The sequence below is a fragment of the Pseudomonas wuhanensis genome, assembly GCF_030687395.1.
Classification (GTDB): Bacteria; Pseudomonadota; Gammaproteobacteria; order Pseudomonadales; family Pseudomonadaceae; genus Aquipseudomonas; species Aquipseudomonas wuhanensis.
In genome coordinates this window covers 3,146,090-3,171,140 of the sequence record NZ_CP117430.1, presented here as the reverse complement: position 1 = coordinate 3,171,140, position 25,051 = coordinate 3,146,090, and the positions used below count along the sequence as shown (strand labels likewise).

23 protein-coding genes are annotated in these 25,051 nt (G+C 59.7%); 19 read left to right on the top strand and 4 right to left on the bottom strand.

The features are described from left to right. Window positions 1-2: 2 nt before the first annotated feature. Window positions 3-524: a transporter suffix domain-containing protein gene (locus tag PSH88_RS14630; protein WP_305421139.1), complete on the bottom strand. Its 522-nt coding sequence runs from the start codon at window positions 522-524 to the stop codon at window positions 3-5. A gap of 192 nt (window positions 525-716) precedes the next feature. Between PSH88_RS14630 and PSH88_RS14625 the strand changes: the two genes are divergently transcribed. The 3 genes from PSH88_RS14625 to PSH88_RS14615 are packed head-to-tail and all read left to right on the top strand — an operon-like array spanning window position 717 to window position 4,424. Further along, complete coding sequence (locus PSH88_RS14625; RefSeq protein WP_305421137.1) at window positions 717-2,249, top strand: efflux transporter outer membrane subunit; 1,533 nt, start codon at window positions 717-719, stop codon at window positions 2,247-2,249. Next, entirely contained in the window at window positions 2,246-3,385 is a 1,140-nt protein-coding gene (locus PSH88_RS14620) for an HlyD family secretion protein (protein ID WP_305421135.1), read from the top strand. Before PSH88_RS14625 ends, PSH88_RS14620 begins: the two co-directional genes overlap by 4 nt. After that, window positions 3,375-4,424: a DUF2955 domain-containing protein gene (locus tag PSH88_RS14615; protein ID WP_305421134.1), complete on the top strand. Its 1,050-nt coding sequence runs from the start codon at window positions 3,375-3,377 to the stop codon at window positions 4,422-4,424. The genes PSH88_RS14620 and PSH88_RS14615 overlap by 11 nt, the downstream gene beginning before the upstream one ends. On the opposite strand, the gene PSH88_RS14610 is transcribed toward PSH88_RS14615, so the two are convergent. Beyond that, window positions 4,409-4,729, bottom strand: a complete 321-nt coding sequence (locus PSH88_RS14610) for a hypothetical protein (protein WP_305421132.1) — start codon at window positions 4,727-4,729, stop codon at window positions 4,409-4,411. The two genes, PSH88_RS14615 and PSH88_RS14610, sit on opposite strands and share 16 nt — an antisense overlap. After that, complete coding sequence (locus tag PSH88_RS14605) at window positions 4,726-5,652, bottom strand: helix-turn-helix domain-containing protein (protein ID WP_305421130.1); 927 nt, start codon at window positions 5,650-5,652, stop codon at window positions 4,726-4,728. The genes PSH88_RS14610 and PSH88_RS14605 overlap by 4 nt, the downstream gene beginning before the upstream one ends. A 160-nt stretch (window positions 5,653-5,812) precedes the next feature. On the opposite strand from PSH88_RS14605, the gene PSH88_RS14600 reads away from it, so the two are divergent. The 7 genes from PSH88_RS14600 to PSH88_RS14570 all read left to right on the top strand — a co-directional run bounded on the left by PSH88_RS14600 (window position 5,813) and on the right by PSH88_RS14570 (window position 13,318). Beyond that, complete coding sequence (locus tag PSH88_RS14600) at window positions 5,813-7,171, top strand: glutamine synthetase family protein (RefSeq protein WP_305421128.1); 1,359 nt, start codon at window positions 5,813-5,815, stop codon at window positions 7,169-7,171. A 156-nt stretch (window positions 7,172-7,327) separates the two neighbouring features. Beyond that, complete coding sequence (locus PSH88_RS14595; RefSeq protein ID WP_305421126.1) at window positions 7,328-8,416, top strand: polyamine ABC transporter substrate-binding protein; 1,089 nt, start codon at window positions 7,328-7,330, stop codon at window positions 8,414-8,416. Then, window positions 8,413-9,714 carry an NAD(P)/FAD-dependent oxidoreductase gene (locus tag PSH88_RS14590; RefSeq protein ID WP_305421124.1) on the top strand — a complete coding sequence of 434 codons (1,302 nt, stop codon included), beginning with the start codon at window positions 8,413-8,415 and terminating at the stop codon, window positions 9,712-9,714. Before PSH88_RS14595 ends, PSH88_RS14590 begins: the two co-directional genes overlap by 4 nt. A gap of 139 nt (window positions 9,715-9,853) precedes the next feature. After that, window positions 9,854-10,450, top strand: a complete 597-nt coding sequence (locus PSH88_RS14585) for a paraquat-inducible protein A (protein WP_305421122.1) — start codon at window positions 9,854-9,856, stop codon at window positions 10,448-10,450. Beyond that, a complete protein-coding gene (locus PSH88_RS14580; RefSeq protein WP_305421120.1) occupies window positions 10,447-11,097 on the top strand; it encodes a paraquat-inducible protein A in 651 nt (216 codons plus the stop codon). The genes PSH88_RS14585 and PSH88_RS14580 overlap by 4 nt, the downstream gene beginning before the upstream one ends. Next, on the top strand, window positions 11,094-12,749 hold the full coding sequence (locus tag PSH88_RS14575) for a PqiB family protein (RefSeq protein ID WP_305421118.1): 1,656 nt from the start codon (window positions 11,094-11,096) through the stop codon (window positions 12,747-12,749). Before PSH88_RS14580 ends, PSH88_RS14575 begins: the two co-directional genes overlap by 4 nt. 17 nt (window positions 12,750-12,766) lie before the next feature. After that, window positions 12,767-13,318 (top strand): PqiC family protein, encoded by a 552-nt coding sequence (locus PSH88_RS14570; RefSeq protein WP_305421116.1) that lies wholly within the window; start codon window positions 12,767-12,769, stop codon window positions 13,316-13,318. Between the two features lie 7 nt (window positions 13,319-13,325). On the opposite strand, the gene PSH88_RS14565 is transcribed toward PSH88_RS14570, so the two are convergent. Then, window positions 13,326-14,264 carry a site-specific integrase gene (locus tag PSH88_RS14565; protein WP_370694646.1) on the bottom strand — a complete coding sequence of 313 codons (939 nt, stop codon included), beginning with the start codon at window positions 14,262-14,264 and terminating at the stop codon, window positions 13,326-13,328. Between the two features lie 353 nt (window positions 14,265-14,617). On the opposite strand from PSH88_RS14565, the gene arnB reads away from it, so the two are divergent. The 9 genes from arnB to PSH88_RS14520 are packed head-to-tail and all read left to right on the top strand — an operon-like array spanning window position 14,618 to window position 25,037. Then, the gene (gene arnB / locus PSH88_RS14560; RefSeq protein ID WP_305483558.1) at window positions 14,618-15,766 is read left to right on the top strand and encodes a UDP-4-amino-4-deoxy-L-arabinose aminotransferase; all 1,149 of its coding nucleotides are present in this window, start codon (window positions 14,618-14,620) and stop codon (window positions 15,764-15,766) included. After that, on the top strand, window positions 15,763-16,782 hold the full coding sequence (arnC, locus tag PSH88_RS14555; protein WP_305421115.1) for an undecaprenyl-phosphate 4-deoxy-4-formamido-L-arabinose transferase: 1,020 nt from the start codon (window positions 15,763-15,765) through the stop codon (window positions 16,780-16,782). Before arnB ends, arnC begins: the two co-directional genes overlap by 4 nt. Then, entirely contained in the window at window positions 16,779-18,788 is a 2,010-nt protein-coding gene (gene arnA / locus PSH88_RS14550) for a bifunctional UDP-4-amino-4-deoxy-L-arabinose formyltransferase/UDP-glucuronic acid oxidase ArnA (RefSeq protein WP_305421113.1), read from the top strand. Before arnC ends, arnA begins: the two co-directional genes overlap by 4 nt. After that, a complete protein-coding gene (gene arnD, locus PSH88_RS14545) occupies window positions 18,788-19,672 on the top strand; it encodes a 4-deoxy-4-formamido-L-arabinose-phosphoundecaprenol deformylase (RefSeq protein ID WP_305426996.1) in 885 nt (294 codons plus the stop codon). The genes arnA and arnD overlap by 1 nt, the downstream gene beginning before the upstream one ends. Continuing rightward, a complete protein-coding gene (gene arnT, locus PSH88_RS14540; RefSeq protein ID WP_305421111.1) occupies window positions 19,669-21,318 on the top strand; it encodes a lipid IV(A) 4-amino-4-deoxy-L-arabinosyltransferase in 1,650 nt (549 codons plus the stop codon). The genes arnD and arnT overlap by 4 nt, the downstream gene beginning before the upstream one ends. Further along, window positions 21,315-21,659: a 4-amino-4-deoxy-L-arabinose-phosphoundecaprenol flippase subunit ArnE gene (arnE, locus tag PSH88_RS14535; RefSeq protein ID WP_305426927.1), complete on the top strand. Its 345-nt coding sequence runs from the start codon at window positions 21,315-21,317 to the stop codon at window positions 21,657-21,659. The genes arnT and arnE overlap by 4 nt, the downstream gene beginning before the upstream one ends. Beyond that, the gene (arnF, locus tag PSH88_RS14530; protein ID WP_305426926.1) at window positions 21,656-22,069 is read left to right on the top strand and encodes a 4-amino-4-deoxy-L-arabinose-phosphoundecaprenol flippase subunit ArnF; all 414 of its coding nucleotides are present in this window, start codon (window positions 21,656-21,658) and stop codon (window positions 22,067-22,069) included. Before arnE ends, arnF begins: the two co-directional genes overlap by 4 nt. Next, entirely contained in the window at window positions 22,066-23,445 is a 1,380-nt protein-coding gene (locus PSH88_RS14525; RefSeq protein ID WP_305426925.1) for a UDP-glucose dehydrogenase family protein, read from the top strand. Before arnF ends, PSH88_RS14525 begins: the two co-directional genes overlap by 4 nt. Beyond that, window positions 23,418-25,037 (top strand): ArnT family glycosyltransferase, encoded by a 1,620-nt coding sequence (locus tag PSH88_RS14520; protein WP_305426924.1) that lies wholly within the window; start codon window positions 23,418-23,420, stop codon window positions 25,035-25,037. The genes PSH88_RS14525 and PSH88_RS14520 overlap by 28 nt, the downstream gene beginning before the upstream one ends. Window positions 25,038-25,051 lie beyond the last annotated feature (14 nt).

Sequence of the window (25,051 nt, the reverse complement as noted above, 5' to 3'; positions counted from 1 at the left end):
ATTCACACCGCACTCGTATTAACGACGCGTGCCGTGCGAATAAACAACGCGCGCACCTTGTCCCAGAAATTCCCGCCAAGCACGAAAAAGCTGCCGATCAACATGGCATCGCCCAGCGCCTGGAGCTGCCAGATATTCGGTCTCAGCCCCGGCCAAAGAGTGTCTATGTAAGGTTCGAGAAATCCCGAGATCAGCGGCAGGCAAAACATCACGAGACCAATGCGATGGCGAGCCGGGCCCACTTCCACGTCTGCCGGTGCAAGCGAGGAGACGTAACCAAACATACTGCGCTTGAGTTGCTGAAAGCCGGATTTGCCCATGATGGCAATGGCGAGAATCAACAGAATCTTGTTACTGATAAACAAAACGCCTGTCAGTGCCGCGACCTTTGAACCTGACACACCCGCTGTGGCAGCGAGAGGCACCATCAGCCACGATCCCAGCATCAAACAGATAATCGCGATGCCCAGTTTGAAGCGCCAACCAGCGGAACTAGGTGCATTGTCATCCTGAGGGTTGCTCATGGTCTTCTTAACCTTTTTTTGGCCTGGATTAATAGATCTTCAGAAGCGTAGCAGTTGGTCGATCCCATGATCATTCAACATGACCTTGTATTTGTCCAAGCTGTACTAACCTAAGCGAACCGGTAACCAACGCCATTTCAATATCAGGTATGTTCGGATGACGTTTTCCCAAGATCTACTATCAGTGCACCGATGCTGACGCGCTCGGGTCGGCTGCTTCTGCTGGTCGTCCTTGGCCTTGGCGGTTGTGTCCGTCTGGGGCCGGATTTTCAGGCCCCCGGCGAAGCCTGGACAAAACTCTGGAGCAGCCCTGCGCTAGAGCAGGCTAGCCAACGAAGCCTGAATCCCGACGTTCGCCAGTGGTGGCAAGTGTTCGCCGACCCGGTCCTCGACGGCCTGATCGCCGAATCGGATGCGCACAATTCAGACCTGAAAATTGCCGGCCTTCGCGTCATGGAAGCCCGTGCCCGGTTGGGTATTGCGCAAAGCGGGCGCTATCCGCAACTGCAACAGGCCAGCGCTGACAGCCTGTACTTCAACCGCAAGCAGTCCGGCGGCAACAACCCGCAAGACAGCCATTTCTGGCAACACAGCGCAGGCTTTGACGTCGGTTGGGAACTGGACTTCTGGGGGCGTTTCAGTCGGGCCATCGAATCATCCGATGCCAGTTACTTCGCGGCTCAAGCCAACTATGAAGACGCACTTGTATTGCTACATGCCCAGGTGGCCGACACTTACTTTTCGTTGCGCACTACCGAAGCGCGTTTACGCGTCGCCCGTGAAAACGCCGAGCAGCAAAAGCGCAACTTTGAAATCACCGAAAAACTGTTCAACAGTGGCCAGAGTGCCGAACTCGACTTGCAACAAGCCAAGACCCAATATCTGGGCACCTTGAGCAGCATTCCGGATTTTGAGGCGCAAGTACTGCGCACCCGTAACGCGTTGGCTGTGCTGATCGGACAGCCACCCAGCGCCCTGCCCCAATTGCTCACAAACGAGGGACTGATTCCGCTGGTGGACCAAGCCGTGCTGCAAGACGTGCCGGCCAGCCTGTTGTTGCGTCGACCGGACGTGCGCGCCGCCGAGCTCAATGTCGCGGCCCAGTCGGCATTGATCGGTGTGGCGGAAACCGACTTCTATCCGTCGCTGACCTTGCTGGGCAGCATCGTCTGGACCACCGACACGTTGAGCGGCACCTCCAACAGCCTGGACCTGATCGGCGGCCCCAGTTTGCGCTGGAACCTGTTCGACCATGGCCAGATCAGCAACAACGTGCGTGTACAGGATGCGCGGTTGCAGCAGTTGATTGAGGTTTATCGCGACAAAGTCCGCCAGGCCGCACGGGAGGCCGATGATGCCGCCAGCAGTCTGATCAAATCACTGGAACGCGAGCGCATCCTGGGTGAAGCGCAGGTCGCCGCCGCGCGCTCGTTGAACCTGGCCAGCACCCAATACCGGGAGGGTTACTCGGACTTCCAGCGCGTGCTGGACGCTCAACGCGCATTGCTCGAACAGCAAGACAATTACCTGCTCAGCCGCAGTAACGCGGTGAGCAACCTGATCGCCCTGTACAAAGCCGTTGGCGGTGGATGGTACAGCGCCCAGCCGACAGTCGATCAAGACACTCGCCGGCAAATGGAACAACGCACCGATTGGGGCAACCTGCTGAATGAGCCGGTCCCCTCGCAAGCCTCTTATCCCGTGCCAGAAGGTCAAAGCCGATGACTGAACCGTCGCCGCCCGTCACTGAGGCGCCCTCCCCCAAGGCTCCCGAGCCTGCCGCCGATCCTGCAAAAAAAGGCATCAAATGGGTGATGCTGCTGATCGTATTGAGCCTGGCCTGGTACTTGTTGGCTGACCGTTTCACGCCGTATACGCAACAGGCTCGGGTGGGCGCCTTTGTCATTCCGGTGGCATCCGAAGTGGCAGGTCGGGTGACCCGTGTGAATGTGCGCAACAATCAGGATGTCAAGGCGGGCGATGTGCTGTTTGAGGTGGATCAGCAGCCCTATCAGATAGCCGTCGACCGTGCACGCGCAGACCTTGAATCGACACGCCGACAGATCGGTGCCAGCACCGCCGGCATTGCTTCGGCGCAAGCCAATTTGCGCGCCGCCCAGGCCAATGAACTCAAGGCGCGGCAGGACAATCAGCGGCTTGAAGGTTTGTACCGCGAAGATCCCGGCACCATTTCCGTGCGCCTGCTGGAAGTCTCTCGGGCCAACCGTGAACAGGCCGTCAGTCAGGTCGCCGCAGCCCATGCCGAAGTCCAGCGGGCACGGGAACAGGAAGGCGGCAGCGAGGAAGACAACGCGCTGTTGCGTAGCGCCGCCACGGCGTTGTCAAAAGCCGAACTGGACGTGTCCAACACGCAGATACGCGCACGGTCGGCGGGACTGATCACCGATCTGCGCACCGATGTCGGACAGTTCGCCACTGCCGGCAGCCCGGTCATGACCCTGATTGCCATCCACGATGTGTGGATCAGCGCGGACATGACCGAAAACAACCTCGGCCTGGTCGAGGTCGGCACACCTGTTTCGATCGTTCTGGATGCCCTGCCGGGGAAGATTTTCGAAGGCCGTGTGCGCAGTGTCGGTTACGGTGTCAGCGTCGGCCAGCCACCTGCGCCCGGCAGCCTCCCCAGTGTGCAGAACAGCCGTGACTGGCTGCGTCCGGCCCAGCGTTTTCCGGTGATTATCGAGTTTTCCGAGGACTCAATGAAAACACTGTTCGACAGTCGCGCCATCCGTGCCGGTGGGCAGGCTGAAGTCATGGCGTTCCCTACCGAAGACAATCCGCTGAATCTGCTCGGCCGTTTGTTTGTGGGGTTGATGAGCTGGCTGAGCTATGCCTATTAAGGGCGCGCCTACTCAGCGCACGCCTCGCGTTCAACGGGCGTTGCGTCTGGCCACAGGCACGGCGTTATGCCTGGCCATCAGCTTCGGTCTGGCGCTGCCGATCCCTTTTATTTCGCCAGTGCTCGCCGTATTGCTGTTGGCCTCGCTCAATCGGCCTTTGCCGTTCAAGGCCGCACTGGTGCTTGCGGTGGCCGCGATGCTGACCACCGGCATCGGCCTGTTGCTGATCCCTGTCCTGCGCTATTACCCCTTCTGCGGTGTGCTGCTGATTGGAGTCAGTCTGTTCCTGGCGTTTGGCTTTGGTCTGCGCGGCGGCAACACCTTGATCATGACCTTCCTGATCATTGGCCTGACCATGATCTCCTCAGCCGGCGTCGCCGAGTTCGATCTGGCAATGATGGTCATTGGCGCCTTGGTCAAGGGCCTGATCCTTGCCGTCATCGTTGTGGCGTTCAGTCACTGGTTGTTTCCTGAACCCGCCGATGCACCCTCTCCACCCGCCGCCAGCGCTCTGCCGGCGCAAGAGGTGGATCGGGTTGCACTGCGTGCAACCCTGATTGTTGTACCGGCGTTCCTGTTGGCGCTGATCGATCCGGCGAGCTATCTGCCGATCATTTTGAAAGCGGTCAGTCTTGGCCAGCAGAGTTCGACGACAACGGCGCGCAATGCGGCTCATGAACTGCTCGGCTCAACCTTCATGGGGGGGCTGTTGGCTATTATGTTCTGGTGCGCGCTCAGCCTGTTTGTGCACCTGTGGATGTTCTTTTTGTGGATGCTCCTGTTCGGCTTGCTATTGGCGCGCAAGCTTTATGCCCTGAGCCCGACCCGACAAACCCCGGGGTTCTGGCTCAACACCCTGGTCACGTTGATCATCCTGCTGGGTCAGTCAGTTCAGGACAGCCTAGCCGGGAAAGACGTCTATACCGCCTTCGCCGTGCGCATGGGATTGTTTATCGCCCTCACGCTCTATGCTTGCCTGATGGTTTATCTACTCGATCAGCGGCAGCGTACGATCACTGACACTCACGGGGTTACCTGATAACCCCGCCGTTGCAGGCAACCGTGATAGTCCTGTTTCACGTCCTCGACCGGCTCATAAAACTCGTCATGTTGACGTCCTCGTACTTCCGCACCCATCGCCCCGGCAGTAGCATCCACCGCAGCACCCTCCGAGGGTGGCGGGTTTGAGGTGCTCTGGCTGGCCGTGACGTTGCTGCAATCGTTGATGTCCAGCTGGACTTGTTGCGAGTTCTGCCCGTTCAAGGGCACGACCGTTTCGGCTTGCACCTGCGTATAGACCATCGACATTAGGACACACAGGCTGAAAGACGATAACCGACTCATGATGACCTCCGACAAGGCTCACTGTGTTTGCGGGCGAGCGTTTGGCTGGGAAGTTCCTGGAACAACGCTCGATAACTGCTGGAAAACCGCCCCAAATGCCAGAACGACCAATCCATCGCCACTTGCGCGACCGTCGTTTCCCCAGGCGTTCGCCTGAGCAATTCGCGCCGCGCGCTGTTGAGTCGACGCAAGCGCAACCAATGCGTGGGTGTCATTCCGGTATACGCCTTGAACGCATGCTGCAACTGACGCAGCGAAACCCCCGCCACCTGGGACAGCTCCAGCAAATTGAGGGTTTCTTCCGGTGTATCGGCGGCCCATTCGGCGACGCGTTTCATGATCGTTCGCTCGTCTGCCCGACGCTGCAAACCTGCGCGATCAAGGCACACACAGGCGTTATCGAGGATGTACAAACAGTCCTCTAATAGTTGCTGGGTCAACGCGTCCTTGCTCGGCGGATCCAGCGTCTGCGTCAACCGCGTCAACGTCCCGCTCAACCAGCGGCTGAACAGCGCGTTCTGGCCTGAGTTGAGCGGCGACATGAACAAGCCTTCGAGTCGCGCCACGTCCAGGCCATGCCGCTGAACGAATTGCGGACCGAACACCACAGCAATTTCCTGGTAGTTCTCCGGGGTGATCCAGATGTTGCGGCTTTCACCGTTCAACACGTACAGCGAGTTGTCGCTGCGATCGAAACAGAACGCCAGCGTGCCATCGGGGGCGCTGAAATTCTGCTCGACGCGGGTGTTCATCTGTTCCTCGTAAATCTCTACGCCTTGCAAGTCCAGATAGCGCACCCGCCCGGCGAAATGCCCCGGAGACATCTGCTGATAGTGCTGCACCCAACCCGGTGTGGCGCGGATTTGCTCGGCCACGTCGGCGGTGTTGAACGCTTGAACCTGTAACGGATTGCACGCTGTCATGGGGCGCCTTACGCACTCTTTTGGTGCGCTTTGTGCTGTTTAAAGTGGATAGATGGAACGGCAAGGCTCGCCCAAGATAGTCGTCAACGCGCCACAGGGGAAGTGTTCGGTGGATGAAGCCGTTTTCCCCGGCGTCAATAAAACCAACAACGAGGTCTTTATGAATGTCCCTTTCGATCAGCTGCTCACGTGGCTGAAAGATCACAAGATTACCGAGGTCGAGTGTGTGGTCAGCGACTTGACCGGCATTGCTCGCGGCAAGATTGCACCCACCAACAAGTTCCTGCATGAGCGAGGCATGCGCCTGCCGGAAAGTGTGCTGTTGCAAACGGTAACCGGGGACTTTGTCGACGATGACATCTACTACGACCTGCTCGACCCGGCCGACATCGACATGGTCTGCAAGCCCGTCGCCGACGCGGTTTACGTCATTCCATGGGCCATCGAGCCGACCGCCATCGTGATCCATGACACGTTCGACAAGTTCGGCAATCCCATCGAGTTGTCGCCACGCAACGTGTTGAAGAAGGTCCTGCAGCTCTACACCGACAAAGGCTGGAAGCCGATTGTCGCGCCGGAAATGGAGTTCTACCTGACCCAGCGCTGCGAAGACCCGGACTTGCCGCTCAAGGCGCCACTGGGACGCTCGGGCCGTGCAGAAAGCGGTCGTCAGTCGTTTTCCATCGACGCCGCCAACGAGTTCGATCCACTGTTTGAAGACGTCTACGACTGGTGCGAACTCCAGGGCCTGGACCTCGACACGCTGATCCACGAAGACGGCCCGGCACAGATGGAGATCAACTTCCGTCACGGCGATGCGCTGGACCTGGCGGACCAGATCACTGTGTTCAAACGCACCCTGCGCGAAGCGGCGCTCAAGCACAACGTCACCGCGACCTTCATGGCCAAACCCATCGGTGATGAACCTGGCAGTGCCATGCATCTCCATCAAAGCGTGGTGGACATCGCCACTGGCCAGCCGATTTTCGCCGATGCCGACGGACAGATGAGCGAGCTGTTCCTGCACCACATCGGCGGCTTGCAAAAGTACATTCCCAAAGTGCTGCCGATGTTCGCGCCCAACGTCAATTCGTTCCGCCGCTTCCTGCCGGACACCTCGGCACCGGTCAACGTTGAATGGGGCGAAGAAAACCGCACCGTCGGCCTGCGCGTGCCGACCTCAAGCCCAGACGCCATGCGCGTGGAAAACCGCTTGCCGGGCGCTGACGCCAACCCCTATCTGGCGATTGCCGCGAGCCTGTTGTGCGGCTACCTGGGGATGGTCGAAAAGGTCGAACCGAGCGCCGCGGTGCAGGGCCGCGCCTACGAGCGACGCAATCTGCGCCTGCCGATCACCATCGAGGACGCACTGACGCGCATGGAAGAGTGCGAAACCATCGAGCGTTATCTGGGCAGCAAATTCGTCCGGGGTTATGTCGCGGTCAAGCGTGCCGAACACGAAAACTTCAAGCGCGTGATCAGCTCCTGGGAGCGGGAGTTCCTGCTGCTCAGCGTCTAACCCCCCTGACGATCGTTCCCACGCTCCGCGTGGGAATGCCTCAAGGGACGCTCCGCGTTCCAATGGGACGCAGAGCGTCCCGGGCTGCATTCCCACGCAGAGCGTGGGAACGATCAAGAAACGCCTGAAAACCCAATAACTAAAAGAGGTGTCGATATGCGTTTATTGAAGTCCGTGGTTCCGGTCGCGTTGGTGTTGCTGTTCAGTGCCACTGCGCAGGCTCAGCCAAGTGTGAGCGTCTACAACTGGACCGATTACATCGGCGAGACCACCCTCGCCGACTTCCAGGCCAAAACCGGGACCAAAGTGATCTACGACGTATTCGATTCCAACGAAACCCTGGAGGGCAAACTGCTCGCCGGCCGCACGGGTTATGACGTGGTGGTGCCCTCCAACCATTTCCTTGCACGCCAGGTGAAGGCCGGCGCGTTCCTCAAACTGGATCGCTCGCAGCTGCCCAACTGGAAAAACCTCGACCCGAAACTGCTGGCCTTGCTGGAAAAAAACGATCCGGGTAACGAGCATTCGGTGCCGTACCTGTGGGGCACCAACGGCATTGGCTACAACGTCGACAAGGTCAAGCAGGTGCTGGGCATCGATCGCATCGATTCCTGGGCGGTGTTTTTCGAACCGGAGAACCTGAAGAAGCTCAGTCAGTGCGGCGTGTCGATGATGGATTCGGCGGATGAAGTGTTCCCGGCGGTCCTGAACTACATGGGCATGGACCCACGCAGCGAAAATCCCGCGGACTTTAAAAAGGCCGAAGCCAAACTGATGACCATCCGGCCTTACATCACCTATTTCCATTCGTCCAAGTACGTGTCGGACCTGGCCAATGGCGACATTTGCGTCGCGTTCGGCTATTCGGGCGATGTGTTCCAGGCGGCGAACCGGGCTAAGGAAGCGAAAAACGGTGTGAACATCGCCTACTCAATCCCGAAGGAAGGCAGTAACTTGTGGTTTGACCTGTTGGCGATTCCTGCCGACGCCAGCAACCCGAAAGAGGCCCACTCGTTCGTCAACAACCTGCTGGATCCGCAGGTAATCGCCAAGGTCAGCGCCTCGGTGGGTTACGCCAATCCGAACCCGGCGGCCAAGCAATACATGGACCCGGAGCTGGTCAATAATCCAGAGGTCTATCCTCCTCAGGAAGTCCTCGACAAACTCTACATCTCCACCACCCCGCCCCAGCCGATCATGCGTCTGATGACCCGTTCCTGGAGCAAAGTGAAGTCCAACCAATGAATCAGTACGACAACGAACACGCTCATTCCTATTACGCCGCGTCGGCCAACAGCCTGGCGCCCTACCCCGTGCTGGCCTCCGACCTCACGGCCGATGTCTGCGTGGTAGGCGGCGGTTTTACCGGCGTCAACACCGCGATTGAACTGGCGCAGCGTGGGCTCTCGGTGATTCTGCTGGAAGGCCGGCGAATCGGCTGGGGCGCCAGCGGGCGTAATGGCGGGCAACTGATCCGCGGCATTGGCCATGACGTCGAAGGTTTCGCCCGATATGTCGGTCAGGACGGCGTGCGCTATTTGGAGCGTGCGGGAATCGAGTCGGTGGAACTGGTGGGCAACCGCATCCGCGAGCATGGGATCGATTGCGACCTGCGCTGGGGTTTCTGCGAGCTGGCCAACTCCCCGGCGCAGTTTGAGGCGTTCAAGGCTGAACAGCAAAGCCTCGCCACACTGGGTTACGCCCATGAAACCCGACTTGTCGGCCCCGAACAGATACGCCAGCAAGTGGTGGGCTCAGATGTTTATGCCGGCGGCCTGATCGACATGGGTTCGGGTCATTTGCATCCGCTGAATCTGGTGCTCGGCGAAGCGCGCGTTGCCGAATCCCTCGGGGTGCGGATCTTTGAACAGAGCCCGGTGCTGGAGTTGATTCACGGCAGCACCGTGCAGGTTCGCTGCGCAGGTGGCACGGTACGCGCCGGCAGTCTGGTGCTGGCCTGCAACGCGCACCTGGAGGAACTCGAACCACGCCTGAGCGGCAAGGTTTTACCGGCAGGCAGTTACATCATCGCGACCGAGCCTTTGGAACCTGAGGTTACTGCGCAATTGATCCCGCAGAACCTGGCGCTGTGCGACCAGAAAGTCGGCCTCGATTACTACCGGCTCTCGGCGGATCGACGCTTGTTGTTCGGCGGTGCCTGCCATTATTCCGGGCGCGATCCGGCTGACATCGGTGCTTATATGCGGCCAAAAATGCTCAAGGTCTTCCCGCAGTTGGCGCACGTGCGCATCGATTATCAATGGGGCGGCATGATCGGCATCACCGCCAACCGCTTTCCCCAGGCCGGACGTTTGAGCCAGTACCCGAACGTGTTCTACGCCCAGGGTTACTCCGGTCATGGCCTGAACGTGACTCATTGGTGCGCACGGTTGCTGGCTGAAGCGATTCACGCCGGGCATAGCCAGGGGCTGGATGTTTTCAGCGCCGTGCCACACATGACCTTCCCCGGTGGAAAAGTCCTGCGTTCACCGCTGCTGGCCCTCGGCATGTTCTGGTATCGCCTGCGCGAATTGCTCGGCTGAAGTTCGGGACAATCACCTCGCCACTGATACCCATCTGATCATTACCTCCCCTTGATCTGTCTTTTAATTTGCTCAATCGCAAGTCACTTCTATATTGAGGGAGTGCTCTGACTTTCCTGCCTCCTGGCGAGTGCGGCCTATGGCTACGACTGACCAACTGATCATTTGCGAGCACTGCGACTGCGTGTATGAAAAAGTCACGCTCGCCAAACATCAAAAAGCCCTGTGCACCTGCTGCGGCGGCGTGCTCCAGCGTTATAACGGTCTGTCGGTGGAGCAGCGCCTGGCCTTGGCCTTCACGGCGACCGTGCTGTGGATTTTCGCCAATTTCTATCCGGTCATGAGCATCAGCCTGAAAGGCCTGAAAAACAGTGCGACGCTGTGGGATTCGGTATTGGCGTTGAGCCAGGGGCCGATCACCTTTATTGCACTGGTGGCGGCGATATCCATCATCATCGCGCCGTTTTTTCAACTGGTGTTGCTGATCTGGGTCCTGAGCTTCGCCCTCGTACATCGGCGCTCGCCCGGTTTCAAAGTGTGCATGCGCTGGCTGGAAACCCTCAGGCCGTGGAGCATGCTTGAGGTCTGTCTGTTGGGCGCAATGGTCGCGGTGTTCAAACTCGCAGGGTTGCTGGATGTCATACCCGGCATCGGCCTGTTTGCCCTGGCCGTTCTCAGCCTGCTGTTGATTCGCATCGCCGGGCGCGATGTCCGTGATTTGTGGGACATCCTATGAACAGGCCACCGCTCGCCAGCGAACTCAACCTGTGCCTGTGCCACAGCTGCGGCCTGGCCTGCGACATAACCGACAACCCTCACGAATGCCAACGCTGTGGCGCGCCACTGCATGCCCGTAAAGCCAATTCATTGGCTCGCACATGGGCCTACCTCCTGACCTCACTGGTGTTTTATATCCCGGCCAATCTGCTTCCGGTCATGAACACCAGTCTGTTCGGCAGCGGCTCCGACAGCACCATCATGAGCGGTGTGCTGGAGTTCTGGGCACATGGTGCGTGGGATATTGCCCTGATCATTTTCATCGCTAGCATTGCAGTGCCGGGCATCAAGTTCGTTGCGCTCTCCCTGCTGCTGATCACGGTGCAACGCGGCAGCCTTTGGGCGCGCAAGGAACGTTCGAAGCTTTACCGTTTCGTCGAGCTGATCGGCTACTGGTCAATGCTCGACGTGATTGTTGTCGCGCTGGTGGCAGCGCTGGTGAAATTCCAGGCCCTGGGCGATATCGAACCGCGCCCGGGCATTCTGTTTTTTGGTCTGGTGGTGGTGTTCACCATGCTATCGGCTATGAGCTTCGACCCGCGGCTTATTTGGGATAAAGAGCGGGATAAGGCGCGGGAAAAACCACAACTAGGAGGTCTTAGATGAAGTCGCAAGCCACTGATGGGCCGCAAGCCCCCGGCCAGGCCAATATCAAGACCCGTCGCTTCAGCGTTTCGCTGGTGTGGATCGTGCCGATCGTTGCGGTACTGGTGGGGATTTCCCTGGTGATACACAACGTGATGCAGGAAGGCCCCACCATCACCGTCACGTTCAAGACCGGTAGCGGCCTTACGGCCAACAAAACCGAGGTCAAGTATCGCAACGTAGTCATCGGCCATGTATCGGAAGTAGAGCTGAGCGACGATCAAAAAAGCGTTAACGCCACGATCAAACTCGAAAAACAGGCTGAAAGCTTCACCCGCGAAGACTCGCAATTCTGGGTCGTGCGCCCGCGTATTGGTGCCGGCGGTGTCTCGGGCATCGATACCCTGCTGTCGGGCGACTACATTGGCGCCGACATCGGCCAGGCCAGTATCCGCTCCAAACACTTCATCGGTCTGGAAAACCCGCCGCCCATTACCTATGGCGAACCGGGCAAACGCTTCATGCTGCACACTCAAGACCTCGGCTCGCTGGATATCGGCTCCTCCGTCTACTACCGCAAGATCCCGGTCGGGCAAGTAGTGGCGTATGCGCTGGATGCCGACGGCAAAGGGGTGAACATCGAAATTTTCGTGCATTCGCCCAATGACGCCTACGTCACTGAAAACACCCGGTTCTGGAACGCCAGCGGCATCGATGTGAGCGTGGGTGCCAATGGGTTTGCAGTGAAGACTGAATCCCTCTCGTCCCTATTGGTGGGAGGCATCGCGTTTCGCGCGCCGGAATACAGCCCCAATGATCAGCCGGCCAGCGAGAATAAAGCCTTCGACCTGTTCGAAGACCAGCATACCGCCCTCGCGCCTCCTTATGGCAAGGGCCAGTACCTGAGTTTGCGCTTCGATCAGGCCTTGCGCGGGCTGAAGATCGACGCGCCGGTGGAATTCCTCGGCATCGAATTTGGCAAGGTCGTCTCGGTCAATCTCGATTTCGACGCGAAAAAACGCAGCTTTCCAGTCAATGTCGGCATTGTGATCTACCCACAACGACTCGGCCAGGCCCATGCCAAGATGCTTAAGGCCTTGAATCATGATCCCAATGATGAAGCCGCCAGTATCAAGTTGATGGGCAGTTTCATCGACAACGGCCTGCGCGCTCAGGCCCGTAGCGGCAATCTGTTGACCGGTCAGCTTTACATCGCGCTCGACTTCTACCCCAACGCGGAGAAAGTCGTGTTCGATCCAGCCGCCCGGCCTGTCGTCATTCCCACCATTCCTGGCAGCCTCGAACAGTTGCAGGAGAAACTGGAGAGCATGGTCAACAAGATCAACCAACTGCCAATCGAACGCATCGCCGGCAATCTCGACAGCAACCTCGTCGAACTGCGCAAAGGGCTCGTGCAGTTCAATGCCAGGACCTTGCCCGGCGTGCAGACCACCCTGGCGGACGTCAGCAAGACCTTGCAATCGGCCAGTTCGACCCTGGCCGAGGATTCGCCGCAACGAGAACAGTTGACTCAGACCCTGGACGAACTCGGGCGCATGTCTCGCTCATTGCGTGAGCTCTCGGACTACCTGGGCCGGCATCCGGAATCACTGATTCGCGGCCGTCCCGACAATGCCGCACCGATGGATATGAAGGCGCCCCCGCGCAACTGACCACAGGAGCAACCCCCATGGCTATTCCACTGAAGATCTCTCTGGTCACTGCACTGTTACTGCTCAGCGCTTGCCGCAGCGACCCGATTCAGTTCCACACCCTGACCCCGGCCCAACTGAGCGGTGCAAACAGCAGCGCGGAGATCCAGATCGAAAGCATCACGGTGCCGCCCCAGGTCGACCGGCCGCAGATTGTCATCCGCCAAGGCAACAGCGGTGTGGCGATCCTCGAAACCGAATGGTGGGCGGCGAGCCTGGTGGATGAATTGCGCAGTGCCCTGGTCGATCAACTGGTCAACAGTAACCCGCAACGCAGAGTGTCGTTGCGCCTGGATGTGCAACGCTTCGATTCGATTCCCGGGCAATACGCGTTGATTGACGTCAAATGGCGCCTGCGCAGCTTCGGTGCCGGCGATACCGCACTGATCACCTGTCGCAGCACGTTGCAGACCCCTTCCGGTGCGAGCATCGATGACTTGGTGGTGGCCCATCAAAACAATGTGAAACGGTTAGCTGCTGCTATCAGTCAGGCGATCGGCTCCCAAAAAGGGTGTCCTTCAGCGTCCTGATAGTGGTTCACACATCGAAGCGATCAACCGCCCGACGGCGTTCGTTGTCGTCGCGCACATCGTAATTGGCGGTGGTCTGGATGTTGCTGTGATGGGCCAGTTTCTGCGCAATCGACAGGTCGTGCTCTTCAATCACTCGGGTAATGAACGACCGCCGGAAATCATGCGGCATGATTTTCACCCCGACCTGTGCGCCGCGTTGCCGGACAATGTAGTAGATCGCATGCTTGGTGATGCGCTCGCGGGTAATGTGGCTGCCACGGCGGATGCGGTTGAACAGGAACGGGTCGTCCGTTTCGCCCTCTTTTAACTGCGAACGCCGCAATTCCAGCCACGCATCCAGTTTGGCGAAGGCCCAGGCGGGTGCGTATTTGATCAGCTGTTTGTTGCCCTTGGCGGTGACGCACAGGCTGCGCTCGGTGAAATCCACCTGGTCCAGATCCAGATTCACCGATTCCGATTTGCGCATCCCCGAACCGTACAGAATCCCGATGATGGCCGCGTCCCGTAGCCCTTGTGGCCGTGGATCGGCGGCGCACACCTCCATCAAGTCGCGAATCAAGGTGCGCTTGAGGTTGCGCCCCTGGGACAGTCGCGTGCCGGCAACGCCTTTGACCGAGCGCATTTTCAGCAGGTGTTCCTGACTGATCAGGCTCATGCGCCACGCTTCGTTCATCACCCCGCGCACCGCATTGACGTAGAGCGACGAGGTATTGGGTGCGTAGCCGTCTTCGCTCAAGGTCGCCACCAGTGCGACGACATCCTCGGGCTGCAGTTGATGCCAGGGAATCTCTTCGATGTTCACGTCTTCGAAGTCCAGACGGTCGGCGGCGTCCTGCAATACATAACGCATGGTCAACTGGCTGGACGGCGCCAGACGCGTCAGGTACAGGGTCAATGGGTTGGCTTTTGAAACGATGGATTCAGTAGCAGGTAAGTCAATCAATGAAACGGCCTTGAAAATGAATAAAGTTCAACAAAACAACTAAACGATGAAATGTACTTAATATAAAGCGAGGCACTTCTGTCGGGCTTTTACGCTAAAAAACGGGATAAACGGCAGAAGTCTGAACAGTGGCTGTATGAGCTTCAGATAAACGATTCGCCTACCGGTTTTTCATGTTCCTTTGACAAAAACGGGCATAACCTTCCCTTCATTCGACGAGCCCGCTGGGCCGTCACGCTGCCGGTCATGGCCGGGAAAGTCAATTGATGGCTTCTTGGCTTATCGGCTAAGTCTTTGAAAACACGCTTCTTTCGGCGATTTCGCTGAAGGGCTTCGTTCGCCCGGAGATTACTATGAATCAGGCGTTTCTCCCCTTCTCCCGCCCCAGTATCGGCGATGAAGAAATAGCCGCGGTAGAACAAGTACTGCGCTCCGGCTGGATCACTACCGGGCCAAAAAACCAGCAACTGGAAGAGCACTTTTCCAACTATGTCGGCTGTCGCCATGCCGTCGCATTGTCCTCAGCCACCGGCGGCATGCACATCACATTACTGGCATTGGGAATTGGTCCCGGCGACGAAGTCATCACACCGTCCCAGACTTGGGTGTCGACCGCTAACATGATCTGCCTGCTCGGCGCGACGCCGGTTTTCGTCGACGTTGATCGCGACACGTTGATGAGTGACCTGGCGAGCATCGAAGCGGCAATCACGCCGCGCACCAGGGCAATCATTCCGGTGCATTACGCCGGTGCCGCGTTCGACCTCGATCCGCTCTACGCGTTGGCTGACAAACACGGCATCGCCGTCATCGAAGACGCAGCGCATGCGGCGGGCACGTTCTACAAAGGTCGGCACGTCGGCGCCCAAGGCACGGCGATCTTCTCGTTCCACGCAATCAAGAACATGACCTGCGCCGAAGGCGCGATGTTCGTCAGCGACGATGAAGCCCTGGCCACTCGAGTGCGCATGCTCAAGTTTCATGGCCTTGGCGTGGATGCCTACGACCGCCTGAGCCATGGTCGTAAACCCCAGGCCCAGGTGATGGAGCCTGGCTTCAAGTACAACCTGGCCGACATCAACGCGGCCATCGCCCTGGTGCAACTGGAGCGTCTGGACGCGATCAACGCCAAACGCACGGAGTTGGCCCAGACCTATCTGCAGCGCCTGGAAGGCTTACCGGTGCAACCGCTGGCCATTCCGGCGTATGCGCAGCGGCACGCCTGGCACCTGTTCATTCTGCGCATCGACGCCCGGCACTGCGGGCTGGACCGCGAGGCGTTCATGAAGGCTTTGCAGGAACAGAACATCGGCACCGGCATTCACTTCATCGCCACCCACCTGCACACCTGGTACCGCCGCCGCTTCCCCAACATCTACCTGCCCCACACCGAATGGAATTCGGCGCGGCTGTGTTCGATTCCGTTGTTCCCCGACATGACCACCGATGACGTCGGTCGTGTCGTCGACGCCATTGAAAACATAGTGGACAAAAGCCTGTGAAACCTTATCCGATCCGTTGCGTGTCGATCGTCATTCCGGTCTACAACGAGCAAGACAGCCTGCCCGAGTTGCTCCGGCGTACCGAAGCGGCGTGCCAGCAACTGCACCAGGATTACGAAATCGTGTTGGTCGATGACGGCAGTCGCGACAACTCGGCGCACATTCTCGAGGACGCTGCCGGTCGCGAGTGCAGCCCGGTGGTGGCGGTCATTCTCAACCGTAACTACGGCCAGCACGCGGCGATCATGGCCGGTTTCCAACAGTGCAAGGGCGATGTGGTTATCACCCTTGACGCCGACCTGCAAAACCCGCCGGAAGAAATCCCCCGGCTGGTGGCTCAGGCCGAACTGGGCTACGACGTGGTTGCCACGGTGCGCAACAACCGTCAGGACTCGGCCTTGCGCCGCTGGCCGTCGAAGCTGATCAACCTCGCCGTGCAGCGTTCCACCGGCGTTTCCATGACCGACTACGGCTGCATGCTGCGCGCCTATCGCCGGACCATCGTCGACGCCATGCTCGCCTGCCGCGAACGCAGCACCTTCATCCCGATCCTGGCCAACAGCTTCGCCCGGCACACCACGGAAATCCTGGTGACCCACGCCGAGCGCGAACACGGCGAATCCAAATACAGCCCGATGCGCCTGATCAGCCTGATGTTCGACCTGATCACCTGCATGACCACCACACCGCTGCGATTGCTGAGCATCGTTGGCTTCGGCATGGCCGGCCTCGGCTTGCTGTTCGCCGTCATGCTGATCGTCCTGCGTTTGGTCTTCGGCGCCGAATGGGCCGGCGACGGTTTGTTTGTGCTGTTTGCGGTGCTGTTCATTTTTACCGGTGGGCAATTCATCGGCATGGGCCTGTTGGGCGAGTACCTGGGGCGCATGTACAGCGACGTCCGGGCGCGTCCACGGTTCTTTATCGAGAAGGTTCTGCGTAGCCACCCCTCTACCCCGGCTCCCGTTGTCACCGTCGACGGCCTCACTTCCACTTCTTCAGATCAGGTTCTCTCATGAGCGCAAAAGCTGTTGTCTTCGCCTATCACGATATTGGCTGTGCCGGCATCGAAACCCTGCTCAACTCGGGTTACGAGATTGCCGCCGTGTTCACCCATCCCGATGACCCGAAGGAAAACGCGTTCTATGGCTCGGTTGCGCAACTGTGCGCGCGCAAAGGCATCCCGGTGCACGCTCCGGAAGACGTCAACCATCCACTGTGGATCGAGCGCATCAGCCAGCTCAAGGCGGATTACCTGTTCTCGTTTTACTACCGCAATCTGTTGAGCGAGCCACTGCTGGCCACGGCCAGTAAAGGTGCGTTCAACCTGCACGGCTCATTACTGCCTCGCTACCGTGGCCGGGCACCGGCCAACTGGGTGCTGGTGAACGGTGAAACGGAAACCGGCGTGACCCTGCACCGCATGGTCAAGCGTGCCGACGCCGGTACGATCATCGCCCAGCAAAGAGTGGCGATTGAGCGCATCGACACCGCGCTGACCCTGCACGGCAAATTGCGCCTGGCCGCCATCGATCTGTTGCGCGACACCTTGCCTGCGCTGCTTCAGGGCACATTCAGCGAAACCCCACAGGATGAATCCCAAACCACGGTGTTTGGCCGTCGCACCCCGGCGGACGGCAAACTGCTCTGGAACAAACCGGCTGAAGAGCTGTTCAATCTGGTGCGTGCCGTGACCCAGCCTTACCCCGGCGCTTTCTGCGCGGTTGGCGAGCACAAGTTGATTGTCTGGGACGCGGACGTTGTCAAGGGCAACGAAGGCCAGGCTCCCGGCCGGGTCATCAGCGTTGATCCACTGCGAATCGCCTGCGGCGAAGGCTCGCTGCTGATCAACGCCGGCCAGCGTAACGACAACGGTCTGTACCTTAGCGGCCCGCAACTGGCCAGCGAACTGGGGCTGGTCGATGGTTCGGTTTTGCGTGGTGCCGAATCGGGCTGTGGGCCGCGTCGCACCCGGGTGCTGATCCTTGGCGTCAACGGCTTCATTGGCAATCACCTGTCCGAACGCCTCCTACGTAACGACCAATATGAAGTGTACGGCCTGGACATCGGCTCGGACGCCATCGAGCGGCTGCGCAGCCATCCGAACTTCCACTTCGTCGAAGGCGACATCAGCATCCACTCGGAATGGATCGAGTACCACATCAAGAAGTGCGACGTGATCCTGCCGCTGGTGGCGATTGCCACGCCGATCGAATACACGCGCAATCCGCTGCGCGTGTTCGAACTGGACTTCGAAGAGAACCTGAAACTGGTTCGCTATTGCGTCAAGTACAACAAGCGCGTGATCTTCCCGTCGACCTCCGAAGTCTATGGCATGTGCCAGGACGGCAACTTCGACGAAGACAGCTCCAACCTTGTGGTCGGACCGATCAACAAGCAACGCTGGATCTACTCGACTTCCAAGCAGTTGCTCGACCGGGTGATCTGGGCCTACGGCCAGAAAGGCTTGAACTTCACCCTGTTCCGCCCTTTCAACTGGATGGGCCCACGCCTGGACCGACTGGATTCCGCGCGCATCGGCAGTTCCCGGGCCATCACCCAACTGATCCTCAACCTGGTGGAAGGCACGCCGATTCGTCTGTTCGACGGCGGCGAGCAAAAACGCTGCTTCACCGACATCGCCGATGGCGTCGAAGCCCTGGCGCGGATCATCGATAACGAGAACGACGCCTGCAACGGCCAGATCATCAACATCGGCAACCCCGACAACGAAGCCAGCATTCGTCAGTTGGGCGAAGAACTGCTGCGCCAGTTCGAGGCTCACCCGCTGCGCGCCAACTTCCCGCCGTTCGCCGGTTTCCGCGATGTCGAAAGCAAGGCCTTCTACGGCACCGGCTATCAGGACGTGTCTCACCGCAAACCAAGCATCGCCAATGCCAAACGTCTGCTTGACTGGATACCAACAGTGCAGATGAGCGAGACCATCGGCAACACGCTGGACTTCTTCTTGCGCGAGGCCATGCTCGAAGTCGCGCAGCGAGAATTTATAGAAGAATCATGCTGATGCAGGCAGGCCTACGAATCGATGTCGACACTTACCGAGGCACCCGTGAAGGGGTGCCGCGGTTGCTGGACATGCTCGATGAGGCTCAGGTCAAGGCGACGTTTTTCTTCAGTGTCGGGCCGGACAACATGGGCCGCCATCTGTGGCGCCTGATCCGCCCGCAGTTCCTCTGGAAGATGCTGCGTTCCAACGCCGCCGGCCTGTATGGCTGGGACATTTTGCTGGCCGGCACCGCGTGGCCGGGCAAACCGATCGGCCGCGAGCTCGGGCACCTGATGCGTCAGACCCAGGCGGGGGGGCATGAAGTCGGCCTGCACGCCTGGGATCACCATGGCTGGCAGGCCAATGCCGGGCGCTGGAGCGAGACGCAGTTGATCGAGCAGATTCGCCGTGGCGTTGACAGCCTCAGTGACATCCTCGGGCGAAGAGTCGAGTGCTCGGCGTCTGCCGGTTGGCGGGCGGACGAGCGTGTGATCGAGGCCAAACAGGGATTTGGCTTTCGCTACAACAGCGATTGTCGGGGCCAGCATCTGTTCCGGCCGACGTTGACTGATGGCAGTTCGGGGACACCGCAGATTCCGGTGGACCTGCCGACCTTCGATGAGGTGGTCGGCCCGACCGTCGCGGCCAAGGACTTCAACGCGTTCATTCTTGAGCGGTTCACCCCGCAAGCACTCAACGTCTACACGATCCACGCCGAAGTAGAAGGGATTCTGATGGCCAATGATTTCCGTCAACTGCTGGCCGATGCGCGCCGGCAGGACATTCATTTCCAACCCCTGGGCAATCTGCTGCCCGAAGCAGCCGCCACCTTGCCGGCAGGCCGGGTCTTGCGCGGCACCCTCGAGGGCCGTGAAGGCTGGCTGGGGGTACAAGGCGCATGAGCAAGCGCTGGGCACTGCCGTTTTTGCTGGTCGTTATGGCGCTGGCGTACTTGTTGCCGCTGGGCACCCACGGTTTATGGATTCCCGATGAAACCCGTTACGCCCAGATCAGCCAGGACATGCTCCTGAGCGGTAACTGGGTGTCGCCGCACTTCATGAGCCTGCGTTACTTCGAAAAGCCAGTGGCCGGCTACTGGATGATCGCCATTGGCCAGGCGCTGTTTGGCGACAACCTGTTTGGCGTGCGTTTCGTCTCGGCGCTGAGCACCGGGCTGAGCGTGTTGTTGTGTTACCTGATCGCCCGACGGCTGTGGAACGAACCGCGCAAGAGCTTTGCCTGCGCGCTGCTGTATATGAGTTTTACCATCGTTGCCGGGCAAGCCGGCTATGCCAATCTCGATCCGCAATTCACCTTCTGGGTCAACCTGAGCCTGGTAGCTTTGTGGTTTGCGCTGGACAGCATCAGCCGTGGCCAGCGTCTGCTCGGCTGGACGGTGCTGGGGCTGGCCTGCGGCATGGGCTTCATGACCAAGGGTTTCCTCGCCTGGCTGCTACCGGTGCTGATCGCCCTGCCCTGGATGCTCTGGAAAAAGCGCTGGCGGGAGCTGCTGACATACGGCCCGGTGGCGATTGTCGTGGCCATCGCCGTCAGCCTGCCGTGGGCTTTGGCGGTGCACGCGCAGGAACCCGATTACTGGCGGTTCTTCTTCTGGCACGAACACATTCGCCGCTTCGCCGGGGATGACGCCCAGCATGACGCACCTTGGTGGTTCTATCTGCCGCTGCTGGTGGGGTTCAGTCTGCCGTGGGCGGCGCTGCTGCCGTCGGCGCTGAAACAGGCGTGGCAGGCCCGGCATCAGGCAGGCATCGCATTCCTGTTGCTGTGGCTGCTGATGCCGTTGGCATTTTTCAGCCTGAGCAACGGCAAATTGCCGACCTACATCTTGCCCTGCCTGCTGCCCCTGGCGTTGTTGCTGGGCCATGCCCTGGCGGACCGTCTGAAGCTGCAACAGGGCCGGGCACTGGGGCTCAATGGCCTGCTGAACCTGATGCTGGGCCTGGTCACCCTGATTGCGCTGGTCTGGCTGCAACTGAAAAATCCGCTGTATGCCCATGAACTGCACAACCTGGTGCTGGTGTTCATCGGGTTGATCGGCTGGATCATGGCCAACCTGCTGCAAGCGTTCCGTCCGTTGCAATGCTGGGCGGCACCGGCCTTCGGCAGTTTGCTGCTGATCGGCGTGTTGCCCGCCGGGCTGCCCGACTCGGTGGTGGCGAACAAGATGCCCGACCAGTTCATCCTCGAACACGCCGAGGAACTCGCGCAAACCGGCACGCTATTGAGCAACGACCTGGGCGCCGCGTCAGCCTTGGCCTGGCGCCTGAAACGCCCCGACGTGGCGTTGTACAACACGATAGGCGAATTGAAATATGGCCTCGCCTATCCTGACTCAATGAAGCAGCGAGTCGACCCGGACACGGTGCAACAGTGGATGCGCGAAGCCCGCCAGAGTGGTTCGGTCGGCGTGGTGATGCGGGTCAAGGGCGATGGCGAGCTGCAAGAAATCGAACGACTGCCCAAGGATGGCAAACGTTATGAACAAGGCAACCTGGTGATGCTGATCTTTCCTCAGGGGGCGTCATGAGCCTGCTGCTCGTATTGGCTGCCTGCCTGCTGACCTGCCTGGGCCAGATCGCCCAGAAGTACGCCGTGGAAAGTTGGCGCGGCAAAACGTCGAACTGGGGCGAAAAACTGCGCTCGCCGTGGCTGTGGCTGGCGTTCGCCTCTCTGGGATTGGGCTTGCTGGTCTGGCTGCTGGTGTTGCAGCGCCTTGAAGTCGGCGTCGCCTATCCCATGCTCAGCCTGAATTTCGTGTTGATCACACTGGTCGCCCGCTTCGTCTTTCACGAAACCATCGACCGCCGTCACTGGCTGGGCGTGGCGCTGGTGATCGCTGGCGTGGCGTTGCTGGGGCAACACGCATGAGCCTGCGTCGCGGAGTCGCCTTCGCCCTGGGCAGCGTGCTGCTGGGCAGCGCCGCGCAGTTGGGCATGCGTTGGAGCATGACCCGCTTGCCCCATCCCGAACAATGGTTACCCGCCTTGAGCAGCGGCAGCATCGATAGGTTCGCCGTGGCTGTCGTGCTGGCCGCCATCCTCGCCTATGCCGTATCGATGCTCACCTGGCTCGCCGCCCTGCGGGATTTGCCCCTCGCTCGGGCCTATTCGCTGCTGAGCATCAGCTACGCGCTGGTGTACGTGCTGGCCGCCAGCCTGCCGCTGTTCAACGAAACCTTCAGCCTCTCGAAAACCCTGGGGGTGGCGCTGGTCATCCTCGGTGTCATCACCATCAACTCTCGACCTGCTCACGCGCCCACTATCAGGAGAGCTCCATGAAAATCAGTGTATTTGGTAGCGGTTATGTTGGCCTGGTGCAAGCCGCCGTCCTGGCTGAAGTCGGCCACGACGTGGTGTGCATGGACATTGACGAGAAGAAAGTCGAGTTGCTGCAACAAGGCCACGTCAGCATCTTCGAACCGGGGCTGGCCAGCCTGGTGCGTGAAAGCCTGGAAGCCAAACGGCTGCAGTTCACCACCGACGAAAAATTCGCGGTGCAGCACGGCCAGGTGCTGTTCATTGCCGTCGGCACGCCGTCCCGGGACGATGGTTCGGCGGACCTGCGCTACGTGTTGTCGGTGGGCGAAGCGGTGGCGCGTCACCGTGAACAGCCGGTGATTCTGGTGGAGAAATCCACGGTGCCGGTGGGCACGGGCGATACCCTGCGCGCGCATATCGAAAAGTGCCTGCTCAAGGTCGGTCGGCTGCTGCAGTTCGATATCGTCTCCAATCCGGAGTTTCTCAAGGAAGGTTCGGCCGTGGCCGATTGCCGGCGCCCGGACCGCATTGTCATCGGCTGTGAACGCGATGACGTGCGCGACGTGATGCGCGACCTCTACGCCCCGTTCAACCGCAACCATGATCGCATCATGTTCATGGACCTGCGCAGCGCCGAGCTGACCAAATACGCCGCTAATTGCATGCTGGCGACCAAGATCAGTTTCATCAACCAGATCGCCGAGCTGGCTGAACACCTGGGCGCCGACATCGAATCGGTGCGGCTGGGCATCGGTGCCGATTCGCGCATCGGTTATCACTTCATCTATCCCGGCTGCGGTTACGGGGGCTCGTGTTTCCCCAAGGACATGCGCGCGCTGATTCACAGTGCCGAAGAGGCTCACTGCTCCAGCGACCTGCTGCAAGCGGTGGAAGCCATCAACCAGCGACAGAAACACAAACTGTTCGAGCGTATCAACGCCTTCTACAAGGGCGATTTGCGCGGCAGGACTTTCGCCGTGTGGGGCCTGGCGTTCAAGCCCAACACCGACGACATGCGCGATGCGCCGAGCCGGGTGCTGCTGGAATCGCTGTGGGCCGCTGGCGCCCATGTGCGGGCATTCGACCCGGAAGCCATGCAGGAAACCCAACACCTTTACCCGGACGAATCTAAACTGATGCTCATGGGCACACCAGAATCGGTTCTTACCGGGGCCGACGCGTTGATCATCTGCACCGAATGGCAGCAATTCAAGGCGCCGGACTTCAACCTGATCCAGCAACGGCTTCACGCGCCGGTGATCTTCGACGGGCGCAACCTGTACGACGCCGAGCGCCTGGCCCGCAGCGGTTTCCTGTACTTCCCGATGGGCCGCGGTGAATCGCGCAACCTGCCGATTCCCCATCAGCAATGGCCAGCGGCCTCGGTCGTCGCGTGAACACGGTATCGCCCGGCATTCGTCGGCAGTCCCTGGGGATTGGGCTGCTGGCGCTGATGCTGTTCATCGCCGGGGTTTATCAGCAAGCGGCGATCGGTTTCGACTCGCGGTTTGTGCTGTTCGCCCAAGAGATGCTGCGCCACGGGCCGTCGTTTTTCCCGACCACTTATGGCCAGCCCTATGCCGATTACTCAGCGCTTTCGACGCTGTTCATCTGGTTGTTGTCCCTGCCGTTCGGGCAGGTCAACAGCCTCAGCGCCTGGTTACCGAGCGCCATCGCCGCCGCCGTGATCGTCACATTGATGTACCGGTTGCTCGCGCCGTACTCCAAACGCTGGGCGCTGCTGAGCATCGCCTTGATGTTGCTGACCAGCACGTTTGTCACTGAAACCCGTGCCGTGTCCCAGGACTTGATGCTGGCGGCCGTCGCGTTTTCGGTGTTCTACCTGGGCTATGCCACCGATCATTTCGCGATGCCCCGTCGGTTGCCGTTACTTCTTGCCTTGTTGCTGCTGGGCTTCGGCATTCGCGGGCCGATCGGGCTGGTAATCCCCACCGGCATGCTGTGCAGCTATTACCTGCTCAATCGCCAATGGTCACGGTTGTTCGGTTTCGGTTTGCTGGCGACCGTGTTGCTGGCGATGTGTGTCGGCATGCTGCTGTGGCTGGCCGAAACCAGCGGCGGGCCGGCCTTCATGCAGGACGTGGTGCACATGCAGTTCTTGGGGCGCATGGATGGCAGCGAGGGAGCCAGCGGTTCGCTGTATTACTTCACCCGTTCGCTGGGTAACTATGCGCTCGCCTATCCGCTAGCGTTGCTGGTGTTGGCGGCGGTCTGGCTGACGAATCCACGGCAGGCCGGTCCGGCATTGCGTCTGTTGCAGTACTGCACGGCAGCCGGGTTGATCGTGATGATTGGCTTGTCGATTCCCCAGGCGAAAAAGGCCCGTTACCTGCTGCCGATGTTGCCCATGGCGGCGATCATCGCAGCCTATCCGTTTCAAGTGGCGCAGGGTCGGGTGTTCGGTTGGTTGCGGACCTTGATGCAAGGGCTGTGGTTGCTGATTCCGGGGCTGTTGATCATCGGATTGCTGATCGCGCAGCGGCGTCTGCCAACGCAACCGGCTGCCCTTGTGCCGGTCCTGATCGTGCTTGTCGCGTTGCAAATCATCGCGCTAGTGGTGTGGTTCCGATCTCGTTGGCGGGCCGAAATGCTGGCCGGTTGCGCAGTCCTGGCGCTGTGGTCGGTTTACATCCTGGTGTTCGAGCCGGTCGAACGTCAGCTTTACGACACGCAAACCTTCAGCCGGGCGGCATTCGCACAGGTTCAGAAAGATCCGGCGCCGCTGGTGCTGCACGGCATGGGCAAGGATGCCAAGGCGATCAAGTTCATGGTCAATATCGAGCAGGACCTGCAACCGGTGTTCACCGAATCGATTCAGGAACTGGAAGCGCTGCAGGGGCCGGCCTGGTTGATGATGGATCGGAACGACTACCACGCCCTGCAAGGCACTGCGCTGGGAGCCCAGGCGCCGATATTGAGCGGGCGTTTCGATAAAAACGATTACGTTCTCCTGCACGTCAATCCCTAGTAGCAGCAGCTACA